This window comes from Burkholderia sp. Ap-955 (assembly GCF_011753045.1).
Taxonomy (GTDB): Bacteria; Pseudomonadota; Gammaproteobacteria; order Burkholderiales; family Burkholderiaceae; genus Burkholderia; species Burkholderia lata_D.
On record NZ_VWWH01000001.1, the window covers coordinates 212,468 to 234,780 of the forward strand.

16 protein-coding genes are annotated in these 22,313 nt (G+C 68.6%); 4 read left to right on the forward strand and 12 right to left on the reverse strand.

What is annotated here, in order from left to right; genetic code table 11:
• Nucleotides 1-28: 28 nt before the first annotated feature.
• From F3J15_RS00960 to F3J15_RS01010, 11 genes are all read right to left on the reverse strand, one after another.
• A complete protein-coding gene (locus tag F3J15_RS00960) occupies nt 29-1,453 on the reverse strand; it encodes a heavy metal sensor histidine kinase (RefSeq protein WP_166886588.1) in 1,425 nt (474 codons plus the stop codon).
• Nucleotides 1,450-2,133 carry a heavy metal response regulator transcription factor IrlR gene (irlR, locus tag F3J15_RS00965; RefSeq protein WP_039349341.1) on the reverse strand — a complete coding sequence of 228 codons (684 nt, stop codon included), beginning with the start codon at nt 2,131-2,133 and terminating at the stop codon, nt 1,450-1,452. Before irlR ends, F3J15_RS00960 begins: the two co-directional genes overlap by 4 nt.
• Nucleotides 2,133-5,345, reverse strand: a complete 3,213-nt coding sequence (locus F3J15_RS00970; protein WP_166886591.1) for a CusA/CzcA family heavy metal efflux RND transporter — start codon at nt 5,343-5,345, stop codon at nt 2,133-2,135. Before F3J15_RS00970 ends, irlR begins: the two co-directional genes overlap by 1 nt.
• A 125-nt stretch (nt 5,346-5,470) precedes the next feature.
• The gene (locus F3J15_RS00975; protein ID WP_166886594.1) at nt 5,471-6,946 is read right to left on the reverse strand and encodes an efflux RND transporter periplasmic adaptor subunit; all 1,476 of its coding nucleotides are present in this window, start codon (nt 6,944-6,946) and stop codon (nt 5,471-5,473) included.
• A gap of 34 nt (nt 6,947-6,980) precedes the next feature.
• Nucleotides 6,981-8,297 (reverse strand): TolC family protein, encoded by a 1,317-nt coding sequence (locus F3J15_RS00980; RefSeq protein ID WP_166886596.1) that lies wholly within the window; start codon nt 8,295-8,297, stop codon nt 6,981-6,983.
• Nucleotides 8,298-8,540: 243 nt separating this feature from the next.
• A complete protein-coding gene (locus F3J15_RS00985; RefSeq protein WP_166886599.1) occupies nt 8,541-9,731 on the reverse strand; it encodes a phosphotransferase in 1,191 nt (396 codons plus the stop codon).
• Nucleotides 9,732-9,773: 42 nt separating this feature from the next.
• Entirely contained in the window at nt 9,774-10,406 is a 633-nt protein-coding gene (gene pnuC / locus F3J15_RS00990; RefSeq protein ID WP_166886602.1) for a nicotinamide riboside transporter PnuC, read from the reverse strand.
• Nucleotides 10,407-10,465: 59 nt separating this feature from the next.
• A complete protein-coding gene (locus F3J15_RS00995; RefSeq protein ID WP_166886605.1) occupies nt 10,466-12,697 on the reverse strand; it encodes a TonB-dependent siderophore receptor in 2,232 nt (743 codons plus the stop codon).
• A 569-nt stretch (nt 12,698-13,266) separates the two neighbouring features.
• Nucleotides 13,267-13,470, reverse strand: coding sequence for a DUF2970 domain-containing protein (locus F3J15_RS01000; RefSeq protein ID WP_043178166.1), 204 nt, complete (start codon nt 13,468-13,470; stop codon nt 13,267-13,269).
• 123 nt (nt 13,471-13,593) lie between these two features.
• Nucleotides 13,594-15,702, reverse strand: coding sequence for a pyridoxamine 5'-phosphate oxidase family protein (locus F3J15_RS01005; protein WP_166886608.1), 2,109 nt, complete (start codon nt 15,700-15,702; stop codon nt 13,594-13,596).
• A gap of 36 nt (nt 15,703-15,738) precedes the next feature.
• Nucleotides 15,739-16,383: a glutathione S-transferase gene (locus tag F3J15_RS01010; protein WP_089486382.1), complete on the reverse strand. Its 645-nt coding sequence runs from the start codon at nt 16,381-16,383 to the stop codon at nt 15,739-15,741.
• A 126-nt stretch (nt 16,384-16,509) separates the two neighbouring features.
• Between F3J15_RS01010 and F3J15_RS01015 the strand changes: the two genes are divergently transcribed.
• Complete coding sequence (locus F3J15_RS01015) at nt 16,510-17,460, forward strand: LysR family transcriptional regulator (protein WP_166886611.1); 951 nt, start codon at nt 16,510-16,512, stop codon at nt 17,458-17,460.
• A gap of 602 nt (nt 17,461-18,062) precedes the next feature.
• Here the strand turns inward: F3J15_RS01015 and F3J15_RS01020 are convergent.
• Nucleotides 18,063-18,713, reverse strand: a complete 651-nt coding sequence (locus F3J15_RS01020; RefSeq protein ID WP_240159178.1) for a TetR/AcrR family transcriptional regulator — start codon at nt 18,711-18,713, stop codon at nt 18,063-18,065.
• Between the two features lie 103 nt (nt 18,714-18,816).
• Here F3J15_RS01020 and F3J15_RS01025 point away from each other — a divergent pair, with 103 nt between their 5' ends.
• Genes F3J15_RS01025 through F3J15_RS01035 form a run of 3 tightly spaced genes read left to right on the forward strand, consistent with a single transcriptional unit; the run spans nt 18,817 to nt 22,281 of the window.
• A complete protein-coding gene (locus F3J15_RS01025) occupies nt 18,817-19,719 on the forward strand; it encodes an SDR family NAD(P)-dependent oxidoreductase (protein ID WP_166886617.1) in 903 nt (300 codons plus the stop codon).
• Nucleotides 19,716-21,290, forward strand: a complete 1,575-nt coding sequence (locus F3J15_RS01030) for an NAD(P)/FAD-dependent oxidoreductase (RefSeq protein ID WP_166886619.1) — start codon at nt 19,716-19,718, stop codon at nt 21,288-21,290. Before F3J15_RS01025 ends, F3J15_RS01030 begins: the two co-directional genes overlap by 4 nt.
• A gap of 7 nt (nt 21,291-21,297) precedes the next feature.
• The gene (locus F3J15_RS01035; RefSeq protein WP_069250910.1) at nt 21,298-22,281 is read left to right on the forward strand and encodes an alpha/beta fold hydrolase; all 984 of its coding nucleotides are present in this window, start codon (nt 21,298-21,300) and stop codon (nt 22,279-22,281) included.
• Nucleotides 22,282-22,313 lie beyond the last annotated feature (32 nt).

Here is a 22,313-nt window from a genome sequence, read left to right on the forward strand (position 1 = left end):
GAACGCGCGGGCGTGCCCGCCGACGGTGTCAGGTATGGATGGCCGCCGGCTGGTTCAGCTCGGCCGGCCGCCGCGGAAAGCGCAGCCAGAACGTCGTGCGCCGGCCCGGGTCGCTGTCGACGCCACATTCGCCGCCGTGATTGTCCATGATCGACCGGACGATCGCGAGCCCCAACCCCGTCCCTTGCGCCGAATTGTGCCGAGACGGATCGACGCGATAGAAGCGCTCGAAAATCCTTCCGACATGCTGGGCCTGGATGCCGGGCCCCGTATCCGACACGGCGATCGTCGTCGCACCGCCCTGCTCCACGCAATCGATCGTCACGACGCTGCCGCGCGGCGCGTAGGCCAGCGCATTCGACAGCAGGTTGCTCAGCGCACGCTGGTACAGCGTCAGATCCGCATCGACCCACGCATGGCCGTCGACCTTCACCGTCACGCCGGCATCCTCCGCAAGCGGCTCGTAGTAGCCCGCGACGCGCCCCGCCTCTTCCGACGCATCCAGGCGCCGCACGCTGATCGACGTGCCGGCCTGTTCCGAACGCGCCAGGAACAGCATGTCCTCGATCATGCGCGACAACCGCTGGTATTCATCGATGCTCGACTCGATCACGTTCCGGTATTCATCTGCGCTGCGCGGCTGCGACAGCACGACCTGCGCGGCGGCCTGCAGGTTCGTGAGCGGCGTGCGCATGTCGTGCGCGAGATTCGACGAGAACTGGCTCAGCCGCGTGAACGATTCGTTCAGCCGCTCGAGCATGCCGTTGAACGCGTGCTCGAGCTCCTTCAGCTCGCCGGCCGTATCGAGCGCCGGCAGCGGATGGGCGAGCCGGCTGGTCGACATCTGTTCGGCGCGCGCCGCGAACCGCCGCAGCGGGCTCAGCCCGAGCGCCGCGATGCCGTATGCGATCGCGGCCGCGAGCACCACGCCGAACACCTCGATCACGACGATCGTATAAGCGTGCGTGCGCAGCAGCAGCACGTCGGCGCTGCGGTCGTACTGCACCACGACGCGCACCACGGGCGCACCTGCACCGGCAAGCGGCACATTCGTCACCAGATACTGGTGCCGCGCGCCGGGCGGCGCGACGCCCACCGGCACGCGCCCTGCATCCAGCGACATCAGGGGCGTAACGAGGCGGAAGCCGGGCGTGCCGACCAGGCGCATCCCCGTGGCATCGAAGATCGCGAGATCCATGTTCGGATGACCATGCAACTGGTCGATCCAGATGTCGGTGTTCCGCGCGACGTCGGCCGTCGAGCGCGCTTCGGCCAGATGTGCACCCAACGCGGCGGATATGCCCGCCATCTGCTCGGCCGCCGTCGCGTCGACGCGATTGCTCAGCGCCTCGTACAGCGCGACGCCGCTCGACGCGAGGATCACCGACGTCGACAGGATGATCAGCGCGGTCAGGCGTCCGCGCAGCGTGCGCGGCAGCAGGCGCGCGATCATGCCGCGCTGCCGCCGCGCGCCTCGAGCACGTAGCCCATGCCGCGCACGGTGTGGATCAGCTTCGGGTCGTACGCGTCGTCGATCTTCGAGCGCAGGCGCCGGATCGCCGAATCGACGACGTTCGTGTCGCTGTTGAAATTCATGTCCCACACCTGCGACGCGATCGTCGCGCGCGGCAGGATCTCGCCCTCGCGGCGCATCAGCAGCCACAGCAGCGCGAACTCCTTCGCGGTCAGCAGGATCGTGTCGCCCTGCCGGGTGGCCTTGCGGCGCGTGAGGTCGAGTTCGAGGTCGGCCACGCGCAGCGTGTTCGAATCGCGCGGCTGGCCGCGCCGCAGGATCGACTTGATGCGCGCGGTCAGCTCGACGAAATCGAACGGCTTCGCGAGATAGTCGTCGGCGCCGAGTTCGAGCCCCTTCACGCGATCGCCGACGTCGTCGCGCGCGGTCAGGAACAGCACGGGCGTCGACTTGCTGCGCCGCAGGTTCTGCAGCAGCGTCCAGCCGTCCTGCCCGGGCAGCATCACGTCGAGCACGAGCAGGTCGTACTCCTCGGTCTCGGCCTGATGCTGGCCCGTGATGCCGTCCTCGACCCAGTCGACGACATAGCCGGCTTCCGTCAGCCCCTTGCGCAGGTACGCGCCCGTCTTCGGTTCATCTTCGACAATCAGAATTCGCATCACGCATTACCCTTGAAGAAACCCAGCCGGCGCAGCACGCCCGAGCCGAAGCCGCCGCGCAACGCCGCGCGCCACGACACCGCATGGCTCACGCGGTACAGCACCGGCAGCACCAGCAGCGTCAGCGCCGTGGACGACAGGATACCGCCGATCACGACCGTCGCGAGCGGGCGCTGCACCTCGGCGCCGGTGCCGGTCGCGAACGCCATCGGCAAGAAGCCCAGCGACGCGACGAGCGCGGTCATCAGCACCGGCCGCAGCCGCGTGAGCGCGCCTTCGCGCACGGCGGCCTCGAGCGGCATCCCTTCGTCGCGCAGGTTGCGGATGAACGAGATCATCACGAGCCCGTTGAGCACGGCCACGCCCGATAGCGCGATGAAGCCGACCGCCGCCGTGATCGACAGCGGAATCCCGCGCAGCCACAGCGACACGACGCCGCCGCTCAGCGCGAACGGAATACCGGTGAACACGAGCAGCCCGTCCTTCACGTTGTTGAACATCACGAACAGCAGCACGAACACCATGAACAGCGCGAGCGGCACGACCAGCTTCAGGCGCTCGCTCGCGCTTTGCAGCTGCTCGAACTGCCCGCCCCACGACATCCAGTAGCCGGCCGGCACGCGCACGTCCTGCTGCAGTTGCTCGCGCGCGTCGGCGACGAACGAGCCGACGTCGCGCCCGCGCACGTTCGCGCTGACGACCACCCGCCGCTTGCCGTCCTCGCGGCTGATCTGGTTCGGGCCCGGCGCGACGTCGATCGTCGCCAGTTCCGCGAGCGGCACGTACGGCGCCGCCGCAAGCGGCGCGCTGGCGCCGGCCGCCGGTGCGGGCAGCGCGATCGGCAGCCGCTTGATCGCCTCGATGTCCGAGCGCAGCTCGTCGGGCAGCCGCACGACGATGTCGAAGCGGCGGTCGCCCTGGAACAGCGTGCCGGCCTTCTGCCCGCCGACGGCCGCGGCCACCGAGTCCTGCAGGTCGGCCACGCTCACGCCGTAGCGTGCGAGCTTGTCGCGATCGAGGTTGACGGTCAGCACCGGCAGGCCGGTGGTCTGCTCGACCTTCACTTCGGACGCGCCCGGCACCTTCTGCAGCGCGGCCGCGATCTGCTCGCCGGTCTGGTTCAGCACGGCCATGTCGTCACCGAAGATCTTCACGGCGACGTCGCTGCGCACGCCCGAGATCAGTTCGTTGAAACGCAGCTGGATCGGCTGCGAGAACTCGTACGCATTGCCCGGCAGCTCGGCCAGCGCTGCCTCGATCTCGCGCACGAGCTGGTCGCGCGGCTTCTTCGGGTCGGGCCACTGGTCGGCCGGCTTCAGCATGATGTAGCCGTCCGACAGGTTCGGCGGCATCGGGTCGGCCGCGATCTCGGCCGTGCCAGTGCGCGCGAACACGCGCTCGATCTCGGGGAAGCGCGCCTTCAGCGTCTTCTCGATCGACTTCTGCATCTCGACCGACTGCGACAGGCTCGTGCCGGGAATCCGCAATGCGGCAACGGCCAGGTCACCTTCGTTGAGGCTCGGGATGAACTCGCTGCCGAGCCGCGTGGCCAGCCCGAGCGTGGCCAGCACGATCACGCCCGCGCCGATCATCACGCGCGCCGGGCGCGTCATGAATGCGGCGAGCGCCGGCTCGTACGCGCGCCGCGCCCAGCCCATCAGCCGGTTCTCCTTCTCCTCGACACGCTCGCCGATGAACAGCGCGACGGCCGCCGGAATGAACGTGACGGTCAACACCATCGCGGCCGCGAGCGCCATCACGACGGTAATGGCCATCGGGTGGAACATCTTGCCTTCGACACCCGTCAGCGCAAAGATCGGCAGGTACACGACCATGATGATCAGTTGCCCGAAGATCAGCGCGCGACGCGCTTCCTGCGACGCGCCGAACACTTCCGCAAAGCGCTCGTCGCGTGTCAGCGGCCGGCCTGCGGCGGCCTGCGCATGCGCGAGCCGCCTCACGCAGTTCTCGACGATCACCACCGCGCCGTCGACGATGATCCCGAAGTCGAGCGCACCGAGGCTCATCAGGTTCGCGCTCACCTTCGCGTTCACCATGCCGGTGAAGGTCATCAGCATCGACAGCGGGATCACGAGCGCGGTGATCAGCGCCGCGCGCATGTTGCCGAGGAACAGGAACAGCACGGCGATCACGAGGATCGCGCCTTCGAGCAGGTTCTTCTTCACTGTCGTGACGGCCTTCTCGACGAGCACCGTGCGGTCGTATACGGGAATCGCCTTCACGCCGGGCGGCAGCGTGCGGTTGACGTCCTCCATCTTCGCGGCGACGGCCTTCGCGACCGTGCGGCTGTTCTCGCCCATCAGCATGAAGACCGTGCCGAGCACGACCTCCTCGCCGTTCGACGTCGCCGCGCCGGTACGCAGCTCGCGGCCGATGTCGACCAGCCCGACGTCCTTCATCCGCACCGGCACGCCGCCGACGTTGGTCAGCACGATGCTGGCGATATCGTCGACGGTGCGCGCCTGGCCCGGCACGCGCACCAGATACTGCTCGCCGCGCTTCTCGATGTAGCCGGCGCCGACGTTGTCGTTGTTGCGCTCCAGCGCGCGCACGACGTCGGCGAGCGTCAGCCCGTACGACATCAGCTTCGCCGGGTTCGGCGCGACACGGTATTCCTTCACGTAGCCGCCGATCGAGTTGACCTCGGTCACGCCGCGCACGTTGCGGAGCTGCGGCCGGACGACCCAGTCCTGCAGTTCGCGCAGGTCGGCCGCCGTATAGCGCGTGCCGTCGGGCTTGCGCGCATTGGCGTCGGCTTCGACGGTCCACAGGTAGATCTCGCCGAGGCCCGTCGACGTCGGCCCCATGGCGGGCGTGATACCGGCCGGCAGCTTGTCTTTCGCTTCCTGGATGCGCTCGTTGACGAGCTGCCGCGCGAAATAGATGTCGGTGCCGTCCTTGAAGATCACCGTGACCTGCGACAGCCCGTAGCGCGAAATCGAGCGCGTCTGCTCGAGGCCCGGCAGGCCGGCCATCACGGTCTCGACCGGATAGGTGATGCGCTGCTCGGCCTCCAGCGGCGAGTAGCCGGGTGCGGCCGTGTTGATCTGGACCTGCACGTTGGTGATGTCGGGCACCGCGTCGATCGGCAGTTTCTGGTAGCTGAACACGCCCAGCGCGGCCACGGCCGCGATCGCCAGCATCACGAGCCAGCGGTGTGCAATCGCAAAGCGGATCAGGCGCTCAAACATGACGGGATTCCTTGAAGCGGGGCACGGTCACCCTCGACGGACGGGCCGCCCGGCCGGTCACCCGGCGGGCCGGAAAGCGGGCCGCATAGCGGGCCGCGAGTCGTGCAACGGCGCACACATAACGCTCATTCATGCTCCGCGCTCCCCTTGCCGAGTTCGGCCTTCAGCACGAAGCTGTTCGACGCCGCGTATTCCTGGCCCGGCTTGAGCCCCTTCAGCACTTCGGTCGCCCGTTCGTCGCGCCGGCCCGTTTCGACGGCCTGGGCGACGAAACCCTTCGACGAGCGTACGAAGACGGACGGTGCGCCGTCGACGTCCTGCAGCGCGTCGCTCGCGACCGCGAGCGGCACGCCCTGCTTGCCCGCGTCGACCGACACGTTCACGAACATCCCGGGCCGCCACACGCCGTCCGGGTTCGGCAGCACGACGCGCGCCGGCGCGGTGCGCGTCTGCTCGCCGAGCAGCGATCCCACGTACGCGATCGGGCCGCTCGAACGCGATTCGAACGCGGTCGCGATGACGGTCGCATCGCGACCGACGCGCACGTCGTTCAACCGTTGCGCCGGCACGGCCATCTCGGCCCATACCGTCGACAGGTCGGAGATCACGAACATGCTGGCGTCGGCGGCGATCGCTTCGCCCGGCGTCGCGTGCTTCTCGACGATCGTGCCCGCGAACGGCGCGCGCAGTTCATAGCGGTTCAGCGCGCCCGCACCGACCGGCGCATTCAGCGCAGCGAGCTTCTGCCGCGCGTTCTGCACGGCGATCTCGGCTTCACGCAACTGCACCTGCGCCTGCTGGTAGTCCTGCTCGGCCGAGATACGCTCCTGCCAAAGCGTGCGTTCGCGCTCGTAGGTCGCGCGGGCGCCCGACAGCCGGCGCTCGGCCGTCAGCAGCTCGCTGCGCCGGTCGGCGAGATCGGTGCTCGCGATCACGGCCAGCACCTGCCCCTTCGCAACGTTCTGCCCGAGCGACACCGACACCTGCTCGACGATGCCGGCCACGCGCGGCACCACGTGCGCGGTGCGATCCTCGTTGAACTTGATCTCGCCGGGGAGCTGGAACGGTGTCGCGATCTGCGCGGGGCCGGCCTTCGCGAGCGTGATCTTCGAGGTCGCCAGCTGCGCGTCGGTCAGCGCGATCGCGCCGTCGGCGCGCGCAAACGGGAACGATGCCGATTCATTGCCCGCCTTCACGTCGATCGTCGCGTCGAACACGTGCGGCTTGCCGATCGACTGCGCGGATACGAACTTCTGGCCGGCCGCGTCGAAACGCAACGGCTCGTGCGTGCGGTCGTAACGGACCAGCGTGCCGGACACGGTGACGCCCTTGTCGGCCGGCTTGCCGTCGACGAACGGATAGACGATGAGGCGCGCATCGCCGGGCTTCTCCGTCATCACGATTTCGACGGACAGCTTGCCGCGCTTGAGCACGACGCCGCCGCGCTCGCCGGCGGCTTCGGCGGACGAAGCGGCTTCGGCAGCCGCCGATGCGGGCGCGCCGTTGCCGCCGCTGTTGCGCGTGACGCCGAGCGCGCCGATGACGATCCCGGCACTGCCGAGCACGACCGCCGCGATGATCAGGATTCTGCTGCGTGACATGGTGATCCTTCAGGTAAAAGAGGCGTCCGTCGCGCTAGTGCGCGACCGGTGCAAGCGACGCGAGCGGCGTACCAACAAGCCGGCCGATGTCGGCGCGGGCCGTATGGGCATCGGCGAGCGCACGCACGTATTGCGACTGGCCCTGGAACAGCGTGCGCTGCGCATCGAGCACGTCGAGGAAGCTGAACTTCCCGAGCTCGTAGCCGCGCGACATCGCGTCGAGTGCGAGGCGCGCGGCCGGCAGGATGTCGGCCTTCAGCCGCTGCGCTTCCTGCGCGGCGGCTTCGAAATTCGCGTACGCCTGCGTGAGGTCCAGCCGCAGGCGCGTGCGTTCGCGATCGAGATCGGCATTCGCGCGTTCGGCCTTGTGCGTCGCCTCGAGCAGCGCGCCCTTGTTCGTGTTGAACAGCGGAATCGGGATCGACACGCCGACCACCGCCTGGTTGTCCGGTACGCCGCCCGTGGTCACGCGCTTCACGCCCGCGCTGATCGTCACGTCCGGAATGCGCCGCGCGCGTTCGAGCGACACGGCCGCGTTCGAGCGCAGCATCTCGGCGCGCGCGATCCGCGCAAGCGGCGCATCATCGAGCTGCGCGGTCAGCGCGGACAGCGGCTCGACCGGCGGCACGGCTTCGAGGTCGCCCTGTACCGCCAGCCGGCCGTCGCGTGCCTCGCCCATCACCGCGTTCAGCTTCTCGCGTGCGACCTCGACACGGCCGCGCGCGGTCACGACTTCGATCTGCACGCCGGCCGCCGCCACGTGCGCCTTGGTCGCCTCGACCGGCGACACCTTGCCGGCCTGTGCCCGGCGGCTCGCGAGATCCGCGGAGCGCGCGGCGATCGCGGCCGATTCCTCGGTCACCTGAAGCTGGCGCTGCGCGGCGAGCAGCCCGTAGAACGCGGCGATCACGTCGGCGCGCACGATGGCGCCCTGCTCGTCGAGCGATGCATTGGCCGCTTGCCTGCCGTACGACGCGACATCGAGCCGCGCACTGCGCTTGCCGCCGAGTTCGATCGTCTGGTTGATCAGCGCGGTCGACGTGCGTTCGACGCGACGAAACCCTTCCTGCAGGAACGACACTTCGGGATTGGGCCGCGCACCGGCCTGCATCAGCGCACCGGCCGACGCATCGACGTCAGCGCGCGCGCCGCGCAGCGCCGGATTGTTCCGGGCCGCGACCGATAGCGCATCGGCAAGCGTCAACGCGTTGGAAGGGGAAGCGTCGGGGGGCGGTGCGCCGATCGGCGCGGCGCTGCCGGAGGCGGCCGGCGCCGGCGATAGCGACGGCTGCGCATGCGCCGTCGCGGCCATCGCGAAGACGATGGCCACGGCGAGGTTGAGCTTGAGCATGTTCGGTTCTGCGGTAACGGTTCGCGATCGATGCTACGGTCCGGCCGCAGTGCGAACATGAGGCGAAGATGATATTTCCGTCATGTTGGGGGCGGCCGCGTGCGCGCGTGCGGCGCCCTGCGAGTACCATGCCCCGCTTCGACGATCAGGTGGATTCGATGAACGTGCGGCGCGACGGCCGCACGGAGGATGACGGTGACACGGAGAATCGGCACACGTGCGCGGCGATTCCCCGCCGGCGAATCAAACAGCCCCTTGCTTCACCCGCCGCCGCTCGACGAGCCAATCAAGCAATTGCCGTCCATCGCGCTCGCCGAACCAGCGCGCGTGGCCGATCAGGTAGCCGTCGTACGCGATGTCGACGATGGCTGGCGCATCGATGATGCAGCCGAAATAAGCGACCTCCGACAGCGCGAACTCCGTATGCACGATCGGCAGCAGCGCGACCAGCGCCGCGTAGGCTTCGTCGCTCAGCGGTTCGATCGATTCGTACCCGTCGAGCAGCGCATCGATCTGCGCATACTCGACGCGGCGCGCATCGGCCGGCGCCATCCAGTCGACCGTATTGCGCTCGATCGCGAGCGCGAGGTCCATCACCGCGCAGGTACGATCCGACAGCCCGAAATCGAGCACGGTCCGCACCTGCGCGCCGGGCCCCGCCTCGGTCCACAGCAGGTTCGACGCATGCCAGTCACCATGTGTCCACAACGGGGTAAGCGCGGGCAGCAAAGGCACGAGACGTGCGTGATACGGGCCGATCGCGTCGGCCACGTCGCCGCGCCAGTCACGCGCACCGAGCGCACGCACGAGCAGCGGCTGCGCGTCGACCCAGCGTTCGAGCGCGTCCGCCAGATCGGCGGACGACAGCACGCGAAAGCTCGACAGCAGCGTCCGCACGGGCCGCGCCGGTGCATCGTAGCCGGCCGACGCGCGATGCAGCTCGGCCAGCGCGCGGCCGGCCGCGTATGCGTGCGAAGCATGCGTGAAAGGCTGCCACGACATCACGCCGCGATACGGGTCGACGCCGGGCGCCCGTACGTGCACTTCGTAGGTCCAGTCTCCGGATGCGAACGCGGTCGCACCGTCGCGATCTGCAAGAATGTCCACCACGGGCATCCCGCGCTCGCGCAGATGCGCGATGAAGCGATGCTCTTCCTCGAGCCCTTCGACGTCGCGCAGGCTCACGTGATGACGCTTGACGAACAGCCCGCGCCCGTCCGTCATCTGCACCAGCACGGCCGCCGCGAACTGCCGCGGGCTGTGCCATGTGAGCCGCGCCGGCTCGCCGGCGCCGTCGATCCGTGCGAGCACCGCCGCCACCTCGTCGTGCGTCATCAGCGGCCAGTCGCGCTCGGCCTGCTCGCCGTCCACACCGAATTGCGGCGGCGCGACGTCACGCGACAGGGATCCGTCCGGCTCGAGGGGGAATGACATGAACGACGTTGCTCCGTAGTTGAATCCGAATCGGCGCGTGGATCAGCGCGCGCCGCCGCCGATTGCCGGCACACCGCCGGCCGCCGCGCGCAACGCCGCGGCCGTGCGGCTCCAGTCGCGCCAGCCGACGACGGCCAGCCCGATGAACAGCGCATAGAGCCCGGCCGTCAGATACAGTTCCTTGAACACGAACATCCCGACGTACACGACGTTCACGACGATCCACAGCCCCCACGACGCGATGTAGCGCCGCGCGGTCCAGTATTGCGCGACGAGGCTGAACGCGGTCAGCGATGCATCGACGAACGGCAGCGCCGCATCGGTCCAGCGCGCCATCATGCCGCCGAGCAACGCACTGCCGACGACGGCCGCGATCAGGTCGGGCAGCATCTGCATCGGCCGCACGCCCGTGACGGGCGCGACGTCGCCGGCCGGCGCCGCGCTGCCGTCGGCTTCGCTCGCCCGCTGGGCGAGCCAGCGCTGCCAGCCGTACACCTGCAGCACTGCGAACGCGCCCTGCAACAGCATGTCCGAGTACAGCTTCGCGTCGAAGAAGATCCAGCCGTACAGCGCGACCGACACGAGCCCGACCGGCCAGCACAGCATGCGCCGCTTCGCGGTCAGCCAGATCGCGAGCGCGCTGACGATCACGCCGGCGATTTCGAGTGGGGACATCGTCTGTGCTCTCCAGGTTGGCTGCCGGGGCCGCGCATCACGCGGCCGGTTCCGGACGGTCAGAAATCATAGGTCAACGACACGCGCGCGGTGCGCGGCGCACCCGGGAACAGGTACGCATCGCCCTGCTGCTCGCCCGCGTCGCGCCAGTAGAACTTGTTGAACAGGTTGTCGACCGACACGCGCAGCACCGTGCGATGGCCGCCGATCTTCGTCGTATAGCGTGCGCCGAGATTGAACACGAACCACGACGGCACGCGCGCGGTGCCCTCCTCGTTCGCATTGCGGGCCGCGCTGTACTCGACGCCGCCCAGCACGTTCAGCCCCGCGACGCCCGGCACAGCGTAATCCGCATACAGCGATGCGCGCAGCGCCGGCACGTTGATGATCTGGTGCCCTTCGTACGCCGGCGACCCCGAATCATACGCACGGGCGCGAATCGCCGCGACGCTGGCCGTCAGCCCCAGGCGCTCGGTCACACGCCCGGCTGCGCCGAGCTCGATCCCCTGGTGCCGCTGCGTGCCGCGCTGCACGAACGTGTAACTTGTGCCCGATGCGTCCGGGTCGGCAAACTGGAACGGCTTGCTGATCGAGAACACGGCGGCCGTGAGGCTCAGCCGGTCGAGCCAGTCGTATTTTGCGCCGACCTCGAACTGGTGCGATTCGACCGGCGGCAGGAACGCATACGCGTTGGTCGCGCGCACCGGCGCCTGGTCGCCGAGCGACAGCGCCTTGCTGTACGACGCGTATAGCGACAGCACGTTCACCGGCTTGTAGACGAGCGCCACTTGCGGCAGGAACACCGAGCGGTCGGTATGCGTCGCGTCGCCGTCGAGGCTGCTCCAGCTGCGCTGGCGCAACAGCACCTCCTTGCCGCCCGCGAGCACCTGCCAGTGTTCGCCGATGCTGATGCGGTCGAGCCCGAACACGCCGTACTGCCACGCATCGAGGCGCGGATACGACGGGCCGGGCGAATTCGGCGACGGAGAGAACGTCGTGTCGGGCCCGTAGATGTTCTCGCTGCCCACGTAGTCGTACACGGCGTCGGCCATGCTCACGACGCGACGCTGCACGCTCACGCCGAGCGTCAGCTCGTGCCGCAGCGGGCCTGTCGCGAACTTGCCGGTCGTGACCGCACGCAGGTCGTCGTTGCGACGATATTCGCCGGGGCTGCGGAAGTCGTAGACGTCGTAGTCGCCGTTCGCGCCGAAGAAGAACGGCGACGTCGCGCCGGCCGTGCAGCTCGCCGCATACGAGCAGCCGTACGCGAACGCGCTGTTGTCGTCGATCATCGTGCGGCTGCGGCCGGCGGCGATATAGGCCTTCCAGTCGTCGTTGAACTGGTAGTCGAAGCGCGCATTCAGGTTCAGCGCGTCAGTCGTCAGCGGTTTCGCCCACGGTTGCGTGCCGAGCGCCTTCGACGTCGTCTTGACCGAAGGCACGACGGTGCCGCCGAGCAGCTGATAGCCGGGTGCGGAACGCTGGATCCACTGCTGGAATTCGGCGTTGAGCTGCAGGCTCGCACGCGGGCTGATGTCCCAGTCGGCGGCGATCGAGCCGAACGTACGCCGTCCGTTCGTGCCGTCGATGTAAGAGTGCATGTTCTCCTTCGCGGCATTGATCCGGAAGCCGAACTGATTGTCGGGGCCGAAGCGGCGGCCGAGATCGACGGCCGCCGACGTCGAGCCGCGGCTGTCGACGCCGCCCGTCACGCTCGCGACGTTCGCCGAGCGCTTCGTCACGAAGTTGATCACGCCGCCCGGCGCGACGACGCCGCTGTCGATGCCGGCAAGCCCCTTCAGGATCTCGACGCGCTCCTTGTTCTCGAGCGGCACGTTCTGCTCGCCGGATACCGTGAGCCCGTCGATCCGGATCGCGCTCGCGAGATCGACCGGAAAGCCGCGGATCGCAAAGCCTTCGAAATACCCGACCGGCGCATAGTCGTTGACGACCGACGCGTCGTTGCGCACGACGTCGCTCAACCGCTTCGCCTGCTGGTCGTCGAGCTGCGCACGCGTGACGACGCTCACCGACGCCGGCGTGTCGCGCAGCGGCGTGTCGTCGAGCCCCGCGACCGACGCGTTGCGTACGCGCAGCGCGTTGCCGCGCTCGCCGCTCACCGTGATCGTCGGCAGCGTCGCGCTGCCGGCTGCGTCGGCGTCCGGCGCCGGCGTGTCGCCCTGCGCCGCGGCGGCCTGGGCCGCGAAAAGCGTGATGCCGAGACCGACGCCAAGCCCGACTTTCGCGCGCCGCCGCCGTGCGGGCGACGCTGTTGTTCTATTCACCGTCATTGTTCTGGATGGAAAACTCGCCACTCGACCCTGTCGAAACCCGTTACGAAGCTGCGAAACGTGCCCGTGCGCGACATTCATCAGACGAACCGGACGATACGGCACGCAAGCGGGCCGCTCGGTCGGGAAGACGCAGGATGGGACATCGGATTCAGGTGATGCACCGGGAACCGACGCGACCGTCGACGGGTTCGTCGGGGGCGTGTCGGGTGGCCGGCTGCATCGCGCGGTCTTGTCGTGCGGGGGGACGCTTCGAACGCCTCGGTGCGGGCGCGACGCACTTGCGCGCACCGTTCGCTGGAACGGCGGCATGCCCGTCGCGCGCGACATCGCGGCGCGGCGCGCATTTTACCCCGGGCGGGGCTGACCGACCTGGAATCGGGCGAAACGGAAGGCGGGGAAGGCGGGAATGGGGACAGCGCGATTCGCGCGACACGACGACGGCGCCGATGGACGCGTGACTTGCGTCGTGCGCCCCCGCCTCAGTGACCGGCGCCGTTGCGCGCCGGTCTTACGGCCGGAAACCGGAGCGGGAACGCTCGCCCGCTCGCGATTCGTCGGCCGTCCGGTCAGAACCCCTGCATCGTTACGGTCGGATCGACGACCAGGTGCACGACACCGTAGATGACCGCGCCGACGAGCACCGCGAGGATGATCGCCACGAACGGCAGCATCGTGAAGTTGGCGTTCGCGAGATCGGTCGCGTGCGCCTTGCTGTTGCGTACGCCGAAGAAACTCCACAGGACCAGTTTGATCATGCCGAGCAGTTTCATGATTGCGCTCCTTTCATCTATCGGTTGACGCTATCGTCGATCCGACCGGCATCCGAAAAAAGAAGCAGTTGTGCGCGCTTTTCGCGCAGCAGGCCGTCTGCGGCGGCATGTCGCATGGGTGCGTCAGCGGTCGAGCACGAGCGGTTCCGACCCTTGTGCGGGCCGCGCGACGCACAGCAGCGCGCAACCGGGTTCGACCGGTGCATCGGGCGCCTGTTCATAGTCGACCGCACCGGACAGCACGCGCGTCGCGCATGTGCCGCATGAACCGGAGCGGCATTCGGACGGCACGTCCACGCGCTGCCCTTCCGCGAATTCGAGCAAGGAGCCGTCGGCGGGCGTCCACGCGGCTTCGCGGCCGGTGCGCCGGAAGACGACCGGCACGCTCGCCGCGGCCGGCGTGGCGGACGTGCGCGTCGCGCTGCGTACCACGCTCGACGGCCCGAATGCCTCGAAACGGATGCGTTCGTCCGGCACGTTCAGCGCGCGCAATCCGTCGTACAAGTCGCGCATGAACGCCGACGGTCCGCACAGGTAGAAATCGTAATCGTCGAACGAAAGAATCCGTTTCAGTTGCGCGATGTCGATGCGGCCGGCGTGCGCTGCCGAGCCTTCGTGAGGATGACTGTCGAACCAGTGGAGCGACAAGCGCGCGTCGACGGCCGCGACGCGTGCCAGTTCCTCGGCGAACGGTCGATCAGCCCCTTCACGTGCACCGTGCACGAACACCACGCGGCGCGACGGTTGAACGTCGGCCAGCGCGCGGCGCAGCATCGCGACCATCGGCGTGATGCCGATACCGGCCGACACGAGCACGGCCGGGCGCGGGCTCGCGAGATCGAACGTGAAGCGGCCGCGCGGCATCTGCGCGTCGAGCGTCATGCCAGCGTGCGCATGATCGTGCAGCCACGCCGAGACGCGCCCTTCGCGCTTCACGGTGATCCGGTAATGCGTACCGCCCGGTGCATCGGAGAGCGTGTAGCTGCGAATCGCCAGCGAATCGCTGCCCGGCAGCGCGACGCGCAGCGTCAGGTGCTGCCCGGCTTCGTAGGCGGGCAGCACGCCGCCGTCCACCGGTTCGAAATGGAACGAGCGGATCGCACGCGCTTCCTCGACGATCTTCGCGATGCGCAGCGAGCGCCATGCGGGTGCCGACGTCGATGCGGCCGGCAATGCCGATGCGGATTCGGGTGAGGATGCGGACGGCACCACCACCGCGCCTGCGCCTGCGTTTGCGCCGACACCCACACCCGCCGCCATCGCCGCGAACTGCGGCGCACGCTCGACCGCCGACCACCGGAACGGCAGCACCGCGCGCGTGCGCCGCACTTCCCGCACATGGAACCGCACGACCCGCTGCGCGCCGTCGAACGACGCGACGAGCGGCCCGTCCCACACGATCTCGGCGCGCGCGGCCACATACAGCAGGTCGCCGTGGTCGAAATCGACGAACAGCAGCCCCGCGCGCGGATCTTGCTGCAGGTTGCCGAGCGTGTTGAAGAAGCGGTTGCCGCTGAAATCCGGCGTCGTCAGCGTGTGCGCATCTTCGACGCGCACGAAGCCCGGCATCCCGCCGCGATGCGACACGTCCGCGCCGCGCGCGGCGCCCGCATCCGCCGACGTGTTCGCGCTCGCGACGAAGAACGTATCGGCCTGCGCCAGCAGCGCGCGATCCGCATCGTTCAACGCATCCGACACGTCCGGCTCGGCGGACGCATCGGCTTCCCGTGCGGCGAACGTCGGCTTGCGCCCCTGGATGTACTTCGCACAGTTGCCGAAGCTCTGCTCGACCGCGATCGTCAGCGCGTCACCGTCGACCGCGCGCACGACGCCGTTGACGCGATTGCGCCGCCGCGTATCGAATTCGATCCCGAGGCCGCCGAGCGGCGCACCCGGCTGCCATGCGCCGGCCAACGGATCGCCCGGCAGCGCGCGCGACGCGATGCGCAGCGTGCGCGCATCGGGCGACGTCACGAACCCCGGCGCGCCGGCCCGCAGCGTCGCCCACGGCTGGCCGTGCGCATCGACGCCGCCGAGCACGAAGAACGGCAGTTGCGCGAAAAACGTCCGGTGCTGGTCCGGCATGAAGCGCCGGATCCCGCGCCGGCCGGCCGAACCCGCGGCCTCCGTCACGCCCGCGCGCTGCTGCACGGCGAGCTCGCCCGCGTGAAACGGCGCGGTGTCGAGTTCCCAGCCCGGTACGACGGCGGTCGGGACAGTCGGGGCATTCATCGCGTTCTCCCTGAGCAGGCTCGGATTCGGTCGGTATTACGCGGCGAGCAGGCCCACGCGCGTCGTCGGCATCGCGACGAAGCCCGGCAGCGCCTCGATGCGCGCCAGCCACGCACGCACGTGCGGATACGGTTCGAGCGACACGCCGCCCTCCGGCGCGTGCGCGATGTACGAATACGCGGCGATATCGGCGATCGTCGGCTGCGCGCCGGCGGCAAACGGCTTGCCGGCCAGTTCGCGGTCGATCACGTCGAGCACCTTCGCGGCCGTGCGCTTGGCGGCCTCCGGGTCGAGCTGCGCGCCGAACACGGTCACGAGCCGCGCGGCGGCCGGCCCCGATGCGATCGGCCCCGCCGCATACGACAGCCAGCGCTGCACGACCGCCGCGCCAGCCGGATCGTCGGGCAGCCAGTGCGCGTCGCCGTAGCGCTTCGCGAGGTAGACGAGGATCGCGTTCGAATCGGCGATCACCGTGCCGCCATCGTCGATCACGGGCACCTGCCCGAGCGGATTGAGCGCGAGAAACGCCGGTTCGCGCTGCGCGCCGGCGGCCAGATCGACGTCGACGGTCTCGGACGGCAGGCCGAGCAGCGACAGGAACAACCGCACGCGATGCGCGTGCCCGGACAGCAGGAACGAATAGACGCGGATCGGTGAAGCAGGCTTGTTGGCGGCAGACATGGAAACGCTCCGGAATCTCGCGCCGCCGGGAATCGGCGACGAACAACCGCAGCGTAGCGCTCGCTGTTCGTCACCAGAAGACGGATAATCACGGAAACATTATCCTTTTCTACAGGACAATCGACGATGGCTGATCTGCGCGACGTGAACCTGAACCGGCTGGCGATCTTCGTCGCGGTGGTCGACGCCGGCTCGCTGACAGCCGCGGCCGAGCGGCTCGGCCTGGCGAAGACGGTCGTCAGCATGCACATGCAGCGCCTCGAATCCGAGGTCGGCGCGAACCTGCTGGTGCGCACCACCCGGCGGCTGAGCGTGACCGATGCGGGGCGGGCGTTCTACGACGCGTGCCGCGACATCGTGCGCGCCGCCGAAAGCGCGCTCGATGCGGTGTCGTCCGACGCAGGGCCGTTGCGCGGCACGCTGCGCGTGAGCGTGCCGATCGACTACGGCGCGCTGGTCGTCGCGCCTGCCGTCGTCGCCTTGCGCGACCGGCATCCGGGGCTCGATGTCGAACTCGTCGCGAACGACCGCGTGGTCGATCTCGTCGCGGACAACCTCGACGTCGCGATCCGCATCGGCCGCCTCGCCGATTCGAACTATCGGGCGGTGCAGCTCGGCACGTACGAGAAATGGCTGGTCGCGAGCCCCGCGTTCGTTGCGCGCCATGGGCGGCCGCACGATCCGGATGCGATCGCCGCGCTGCCGTTCGTGATGCTGTCGTCGCTGCCGCACGCGCATACGGTCAAACTGGAAGACGCGAACGGCAACACCGCTTCCGTGCGCTGCGTCGCGCCGGTCGTGTCGAACACCGCCACCGCGTGCCGCGCGATCGTGCTCGCAGGCGGCGGCTTCGGGCTGCTGACGGATTTCTCGACCGCCGACGACGTCGCGGCGGGCCGGCTCGTGCGGCTGCTGCCCGCATGGCGCTCGGCGCCGGCCGGGATTCACGCGGTGTATCCGTCGACGCGGCTGCCTTCGCCGAAGGTGCGGGCGTTCGTCGAGGCGATGAAGGCGAGGATCGGGGAGACGGCGGGGGCGCCGGTGGGTGCGGCGCGAGCGAAACACACGAGCAGCTGATTCCGGATAGCCGGCCTCGCCCTGCATGCCCGCCTGCAATCCCGTCCCTTTAACTCACCTCCAATATCCTTTCCACGGGCTTTCTCATTCAAAACGAATGCGCCCTTTATTTTTCCAAAAATCAGTTATTGCATTTCCCGTTTTTCTACTAATCTTGTTCCCAGCAATACACTGATTTGCGTTTACCGAAACGTTTCAATTCCCTGCTTTATTCAATCAAGGAGTCTGAAATGCGAACCGCCGAAATTTCGTGGGGAACCACACCGGTGATCCGCGTCTAGACGGCCAACGGCAACAGATCAAGCGTGCCTGGGGCGCGATGATGTTCGCGCCACGATCGGCGCAATGCGAACTGAAATTCGCATTGCGTCGCTTTTTAATTCCATCCACATCGGTTTCATCAATTCATCGTCACATGAAATCAGAATTGAAAACAATGAAGTTCATTTAAATTTGTTTTTCCAACAAAAAATCGCCGCCCTTTAATTTATGCAACAGGCGATTAAATCAATCAGGAAAACGACACGGCACCAGGCGCGCTGTGCCGCTATCGCTTCATTTTTCATTTTCAACCGGCGTTGCGAAAGCGCGATGCCTTCCGGTTACCCGATCTCCCGCAGCGTCCCCAGCAGCACCTTCCTGCAACTCGCGACCATCTGCGCCTCCGGATCGCGATAGTCGGTGAGCAGCCACGCCGCGCCGACGTTCGTCATCGCGCCGACGAGCGCGAGCCCGATCAGCCGCTGCTCGGTGCGCTCCGCCGGCGTCACCGCTTCGCGCGGCACGCCGATCGCCGTGATCAGCTTGCCGAAGTCGATCAGCATGCGCTGGTAGGTCATGTCGGTGTCCGCGCTCACGCCCATCACCTCGAGCAGCAGCACGCGCGCGGCGCACGGGTCGCGCAGGAACGCGAAGAATGCGGCGAGCCCCGCATCGACGCTCTCGTGCAAATCGCCGCCTCGCTCGGCCACCGCCCGCGCGACCGCTTCGTGCAACTGCTGCGCATGATGCAGATAGGTGTGGCGCAGCAAATCCTCGGTGCTGTCGAACGCCGCATAAAAATAGCGATCGTTCAGCTTCGCTTCCTGGCAGATCGACCGCACGGTCGCCTTGCGGAACCCGACCGTGCCGAACACGCGCGTCGCCGCGCGAATCAGCGCGTCACGCCGCTCCGCGGCCCGCACCTCGGGCGCCACGCCACCATACGACCGGCCCCTTTTTTCCGTTTTTTCCGTTTCGAGTGCTTTCTCCATTCCGCTATTTGACATCAGGACACCCGAAAACTAAAGTGGTGACGAACAACACCACAATAGATGCGCCGCCGGTACAGCGCAAGCGGAACGGGAGGAACGACGGATGAACGGGTTTTCCGGCAAGGTCGCCGCGATCACCGGCGCCGGTTCGGGCATGGGCCGCAGCCTCGCGGTCGAGCTCGCGCGGCGCGGCTGCGAGGTCGCACTCGCCGACGTCAACGACGTCGGGCTCGCCGGCACGGCGGCCGCCTGCGCGCAGCACGGCGTGCGTGTGAGCACGCGGCGGCTCGACGTCGCCGACCGCGACGCGGTGTTCGCGTGGGCCGATTTCGTGCGCGCCGAGCACGGCAAGGTCAACCTGGTCTTCAACAACGCGGGCGTGTCGCTGGCCGCCAGCGCCGAGACCGCGCGCATCGCCGATCTCGAATGGATCGTCGGCATCAACTTCTGGGGCGTCGTGCACGGCACACAGGCGTTCCTGCCGCATCTGCGCGCGTCGGGCGACGGGCACATCGTCAACACGTCGAGCCTGTTCGGCCTCGTCGCGATGCCCACCCAAAGCGCGTACAACGCGACCAAGTTCGCGGTGCGCGGCTTCACCGAGGCGCTGCGGATGGAGCTCGAACTCGACGGCGCGCCGGTGAGCGCGACCTGCGTGCATCCGGGCGGCGTCGCGACGAGCATCGTCGACGCGAGCCGCGTCGATACCAGCATCCATGCGCTCACGGGCCAGGACGAAGCGACCCATCGCCGCCAGGCAAACCGCCTGATCAACGCGACGACGGCCGACGACGCCGCACGTCAGATCCTCGCGGGTGTCGAGCGCAATGCGCGCCGCGTGCTCGTCGGCGCCGACGCGCGCCGGCTCGACCGGATCGCGCGCCTGCTCGGCGCCGGCTACCAGTGGCTGATGCTGCGCCACGTGCGCCGCGCCCGCGCCCGCAACCTTGAACGCGCGCATGCCCCGGCCGCGCTCCCGACCACGCCGACCAAGGACCCCGCATGACCTCGACGACGACCGACCGGCGCGCCGCGCCGCCCGCCCCCGGCGCCCGCCAGGACGGTAACGACCTCGACGTGCTGATCGTCGGCGCCGGCCTGTCCGGCATCGGCGCGGCCTATCACCTGAAGCAGCGCTGCCCGTATGCGAGCGTCGCGATCGTCGAGGCGCGCGACGCGATCGGCGGCACCTGGGACCTGTTTCGCTATCCGGGTGTCCGTTCGGATTCCGACATGTTCACGCTCGGCTACAGCTTCCGGCCGTGGCACAGCGACAAGGCGATCTCGGACGGCCAGACGATCCTCGACTACATCCGAGACACCGCACGCGCGTACGGCATCGACAAGACGATCCGCTACGGCCAGAAGGTGGTCGCAGCCGACTGGGACTCGAACCGCGCGCGCTGGACGGTGCGCATCGAGCGCACGCGCGACGGCGCGACCGACACGCTCGTGTACACCTGCCGCTTCCTGTTCATGTGCAGCGGCTATTACGACTACGACGCCGGCTACCTGCCCGACTGGGCCGGGATGGACACGTTCGAAGGCAAGCTCGTGCATCCGCAGCACTGGCCGAAGGACCTGTCGTACGCGAACCGGCGCGTGGTCGTGATCGGCAGCGGCGCGACGGCCGTCACGCTGGTGCCGTCGATGGCGGCCGACGCGCAGCACGTGACGATGCTGCAGCGCTCGCCGACCTACATCGTGTCGCTGCCCGCGCGCGACAAGATCGCGAACGCGCTGCGCCGCGTGCTGCCGTCGCGGCTCGCACACCGGCTCGTGCGGGTGAAGAACGTGCTGCTGACGATGTACCTGTACAACGTGTCGCGCCGCAAGCCCGACCGGACGAAGCAGTTCATCATCCGCGCGGCCAGCAAGCAGGTCGGCCCCGGCTTCGACGTCGCGAAGCACCTGACGCCGCGCTACATGCCGTGGGACCAGCGCGTGTGCCTCGTGCCGAACGGCGACCTGTTCAAGGCGATCCGCTCGGGCCGCGCGTCGATCGTCACCGACGAGATCGAGCGCTTCACGCCGACCGGCCTCAAGCTGAAGAGCGGCCAGCAGCTCGACGCGGACGTGATCGTCACCGCGACCGGGCTGAAGGTGAAGATGCTCGGCGGCGCGCGCGTCACCGTCGACGGCCGCGCGGTCGACCTGCCGGATACCGTGTCGTACAAGGGCATGATGTACAGCAACGTGCCGAACCTCGCATCGTCGTTCGGCTACACGAATGCATCGTGGACGCTGAAGGCCGAGCTGATCGCGCGCTACGTGTGCCGGCTGCTCAACCACATGCGCGCGAACGGCTACGACACATGCGTGCCGCGGCTCGGCGCCGGCGATCTCGGCAACGTGCCGGCCGTCAACCTGAGCTCGGGCTACATCCAGCGCGCGGCCGGCATCCTGCCGAAGCAGGGGCACAGCAAGCCGTGGAAATTCCACCAGAACTACGTGCTCGATCTCGCATCGCTGAAGTTCAGCGGACTCGCCGATTCGGCGATGCAGTTCGAACGCCGCGCGAAAGCCGGCCCGGCCGCCACGGCGCCGGTTGCCGAACCCGCACTCGAAACCCGCTGAGGCCGACATGACCCCTACGCTCCATCTGATCCAGAACGTGCTGCTCGGCGTCGTCGCGGCGCTCGCCGCGCTCGCGCTGTTTACCGGTTACGTGGCCCGCCGCGTGACGCGCGCGTTTCCGCCCGAAGGCCGCTTCGTCGACATCGGCGGCGACCGCATCCACTACGTCGAATACGGCAACGGCCCGCCGATCGTGTTCGTCCACGGGCTCGCGGGGCAACTGCGCAATTTCGCGTACCTGCCGCTCGCGCGGCTCGCGCAGCAGCATCGCGTGATCCTCATCGACCGGCCGGGCGCCGGCCGCTCGCTCCGCGGCGCGGGTTCGCAGGCGAACGTGTTCGCGCAGGCCCGCACCGTCGCGGCGTTCATCGACGCGCTGAAGCTCGACAAGCCGGTGCTCGTCGGCCACTCGCTCGGCGGCGCGATCGCGCTCGCGGTCGGCCTCAATCATGCGGACCGCGTGAGCCGCCTCGCGCTGATCGCGCCGCTGTCGCACGAGCAGAGCGAGCCGCCGGCGCCGTTCAAGCCGCTGATGCTGCCGTCGCCGCTGGTGCGCCGCTTCGTGTCGTGGACCTTCGCGATTCCGCTGACGATCCTGACCGGCCGCAAGGCCGTACGCCAGGTGTTCGCGCCGGAAGACGTGCCGCGCGACTTCCCGGTCAAGGGCGGCGGGCTGCTCGGGATGCGCCCGCACGTGTTTTACGCGACGGCGACCGACCTGCTGTCGGCGCCGGTCGACCTGCCCGCGATGGAACGCCGCTACCCGGACCTCGCGCTGCCGGTCGACGTGCTGTACGGCCGTGCCGATCCGATCCTGAACTGGCGCGAGCACGGCGAAGCGCTCGCGAAGAAATCGGCGCGCGTGCGGCTGAAGGTCGTCGAGGGCGGGCACATGCTGCCGGTCACGATTCCGGAAGCCACCGCCGACTGGCTGCTCGAAGTCGCCGCCGCGCCGGCCGAGGTGGCCGCGCCGTCGGCACGCATCGCGTAAGCCGAGACCGCGTAACAAGGCCTGATTCCGTG

Coding starts and splice junctions, on each gene's coding strand:
- F3J15_RS00960 (WP_166886588.1), bottom strand. CDS start 1,453: ATGATCGCGCGCCTGCTGCCGCGCACGCTGCGCGGACGCCTGACCGCG.
- irlR (WP_039349341.1), bottom strand. CDS start 2,133: ATGCGAATTCTGATTGTCGAAGATGAACCGAAGACGGGCGCGTACCTG.
- F3J15_RS00970 (WP_166886591.1), bottom strand. CDS start 5,345: ATGTTTGAGCGCCTGATCCGCTTTGCGATTGCACACCGCTGGCTCGTG.
- F3J15_RS00975 (WP_166886594.1), bottom strand. CDS start 6,946: ATGTCACGCAGCAGAATCCTGATCATCGCGGCGGTCGTGCTCGGCAGT.
- F3J15_RS00980 (WP_166886596.1), bottom strand. CDS start 8,297: ATGCTCAAGCTCAACCTCGCCGTGGCCATCGTCTTCGCGATGGCCGCG.
- F3J15_RS00985 (WP_166886599.1), bottom strand. CDS start 9,731: ATGTCATTCCCCCTCGAGCCGGACGGATCCCTGTCGCGTGACGTCGCG.
- pnuC (WP_166886602.1), bottom strand. CDS start 10,406: ATGTCCCCACTCGAAATCGCCGGCGTGATCGTCAGCGCGCTCGCGATC.
- F3J15_RS00995 (WP_166886605.1), bottom strand. CDS start 12,697: ATGACGGTGAATAGAACAACAGCGTCGCCCGCACGGCGGCGGCGCGCG.
- F3J15_RS01000 (WP_043178166.1), bottom strand. CDS start 13,470: ATGAAACTGCTCGGCATGATCAAACTGGTCCTGTGGAGTTTCTTCGGC.
- F3J15_RS01005 (WP_166886608.1), bottom strand. CDS start 15,702: ATGAATGCCCCGACTGTCCCGACCGCCGTCGTACCGGGCTGGGAACTC.
- F3J15_RS01010 (WP_089486382.1), bottom strand. CDS start 16,383: ATGTCTGCCGCCAACAAGCCTGCTTCACCGATCCGCGTCTATTCGTTC.
- F3J15_RS01015 (WP_166886611.1), top strand. CDS start 16,510: ATGGCTGATCTGCGCGACGTGAACCTGAACCGGCTGGCGATCTTCGTC.
- F3J15_RS01020 (WP_240159178.1), bottom strand. CDS start 18,713: ATGGAGAAAGCACTCGAAACGGAAAAAACGGAAAAAAGGGGCCGGTCG.
- F3J15_RS01025 (WP_166886617.1), top strand. CDS start 18,817: ATGAACGGGTTTTCCGGCAAGGTCGCCGCGATCACCGGCGCCGGTTCG.
- F3J15_RS01030 (WP_166886619.1), top strand. CDS start 19,716: ATGACCTCGACGACGACCGACCGGCGCGCCGCGCCGCCCGCCCCCGGC.
- F3J15_RS01035 (WP_069250910.1), top strand. CDS start 21,298: ATGACCCCTACGCTCCATCTGATCCAGAACGTGCTGCTCGGCGTCGTC.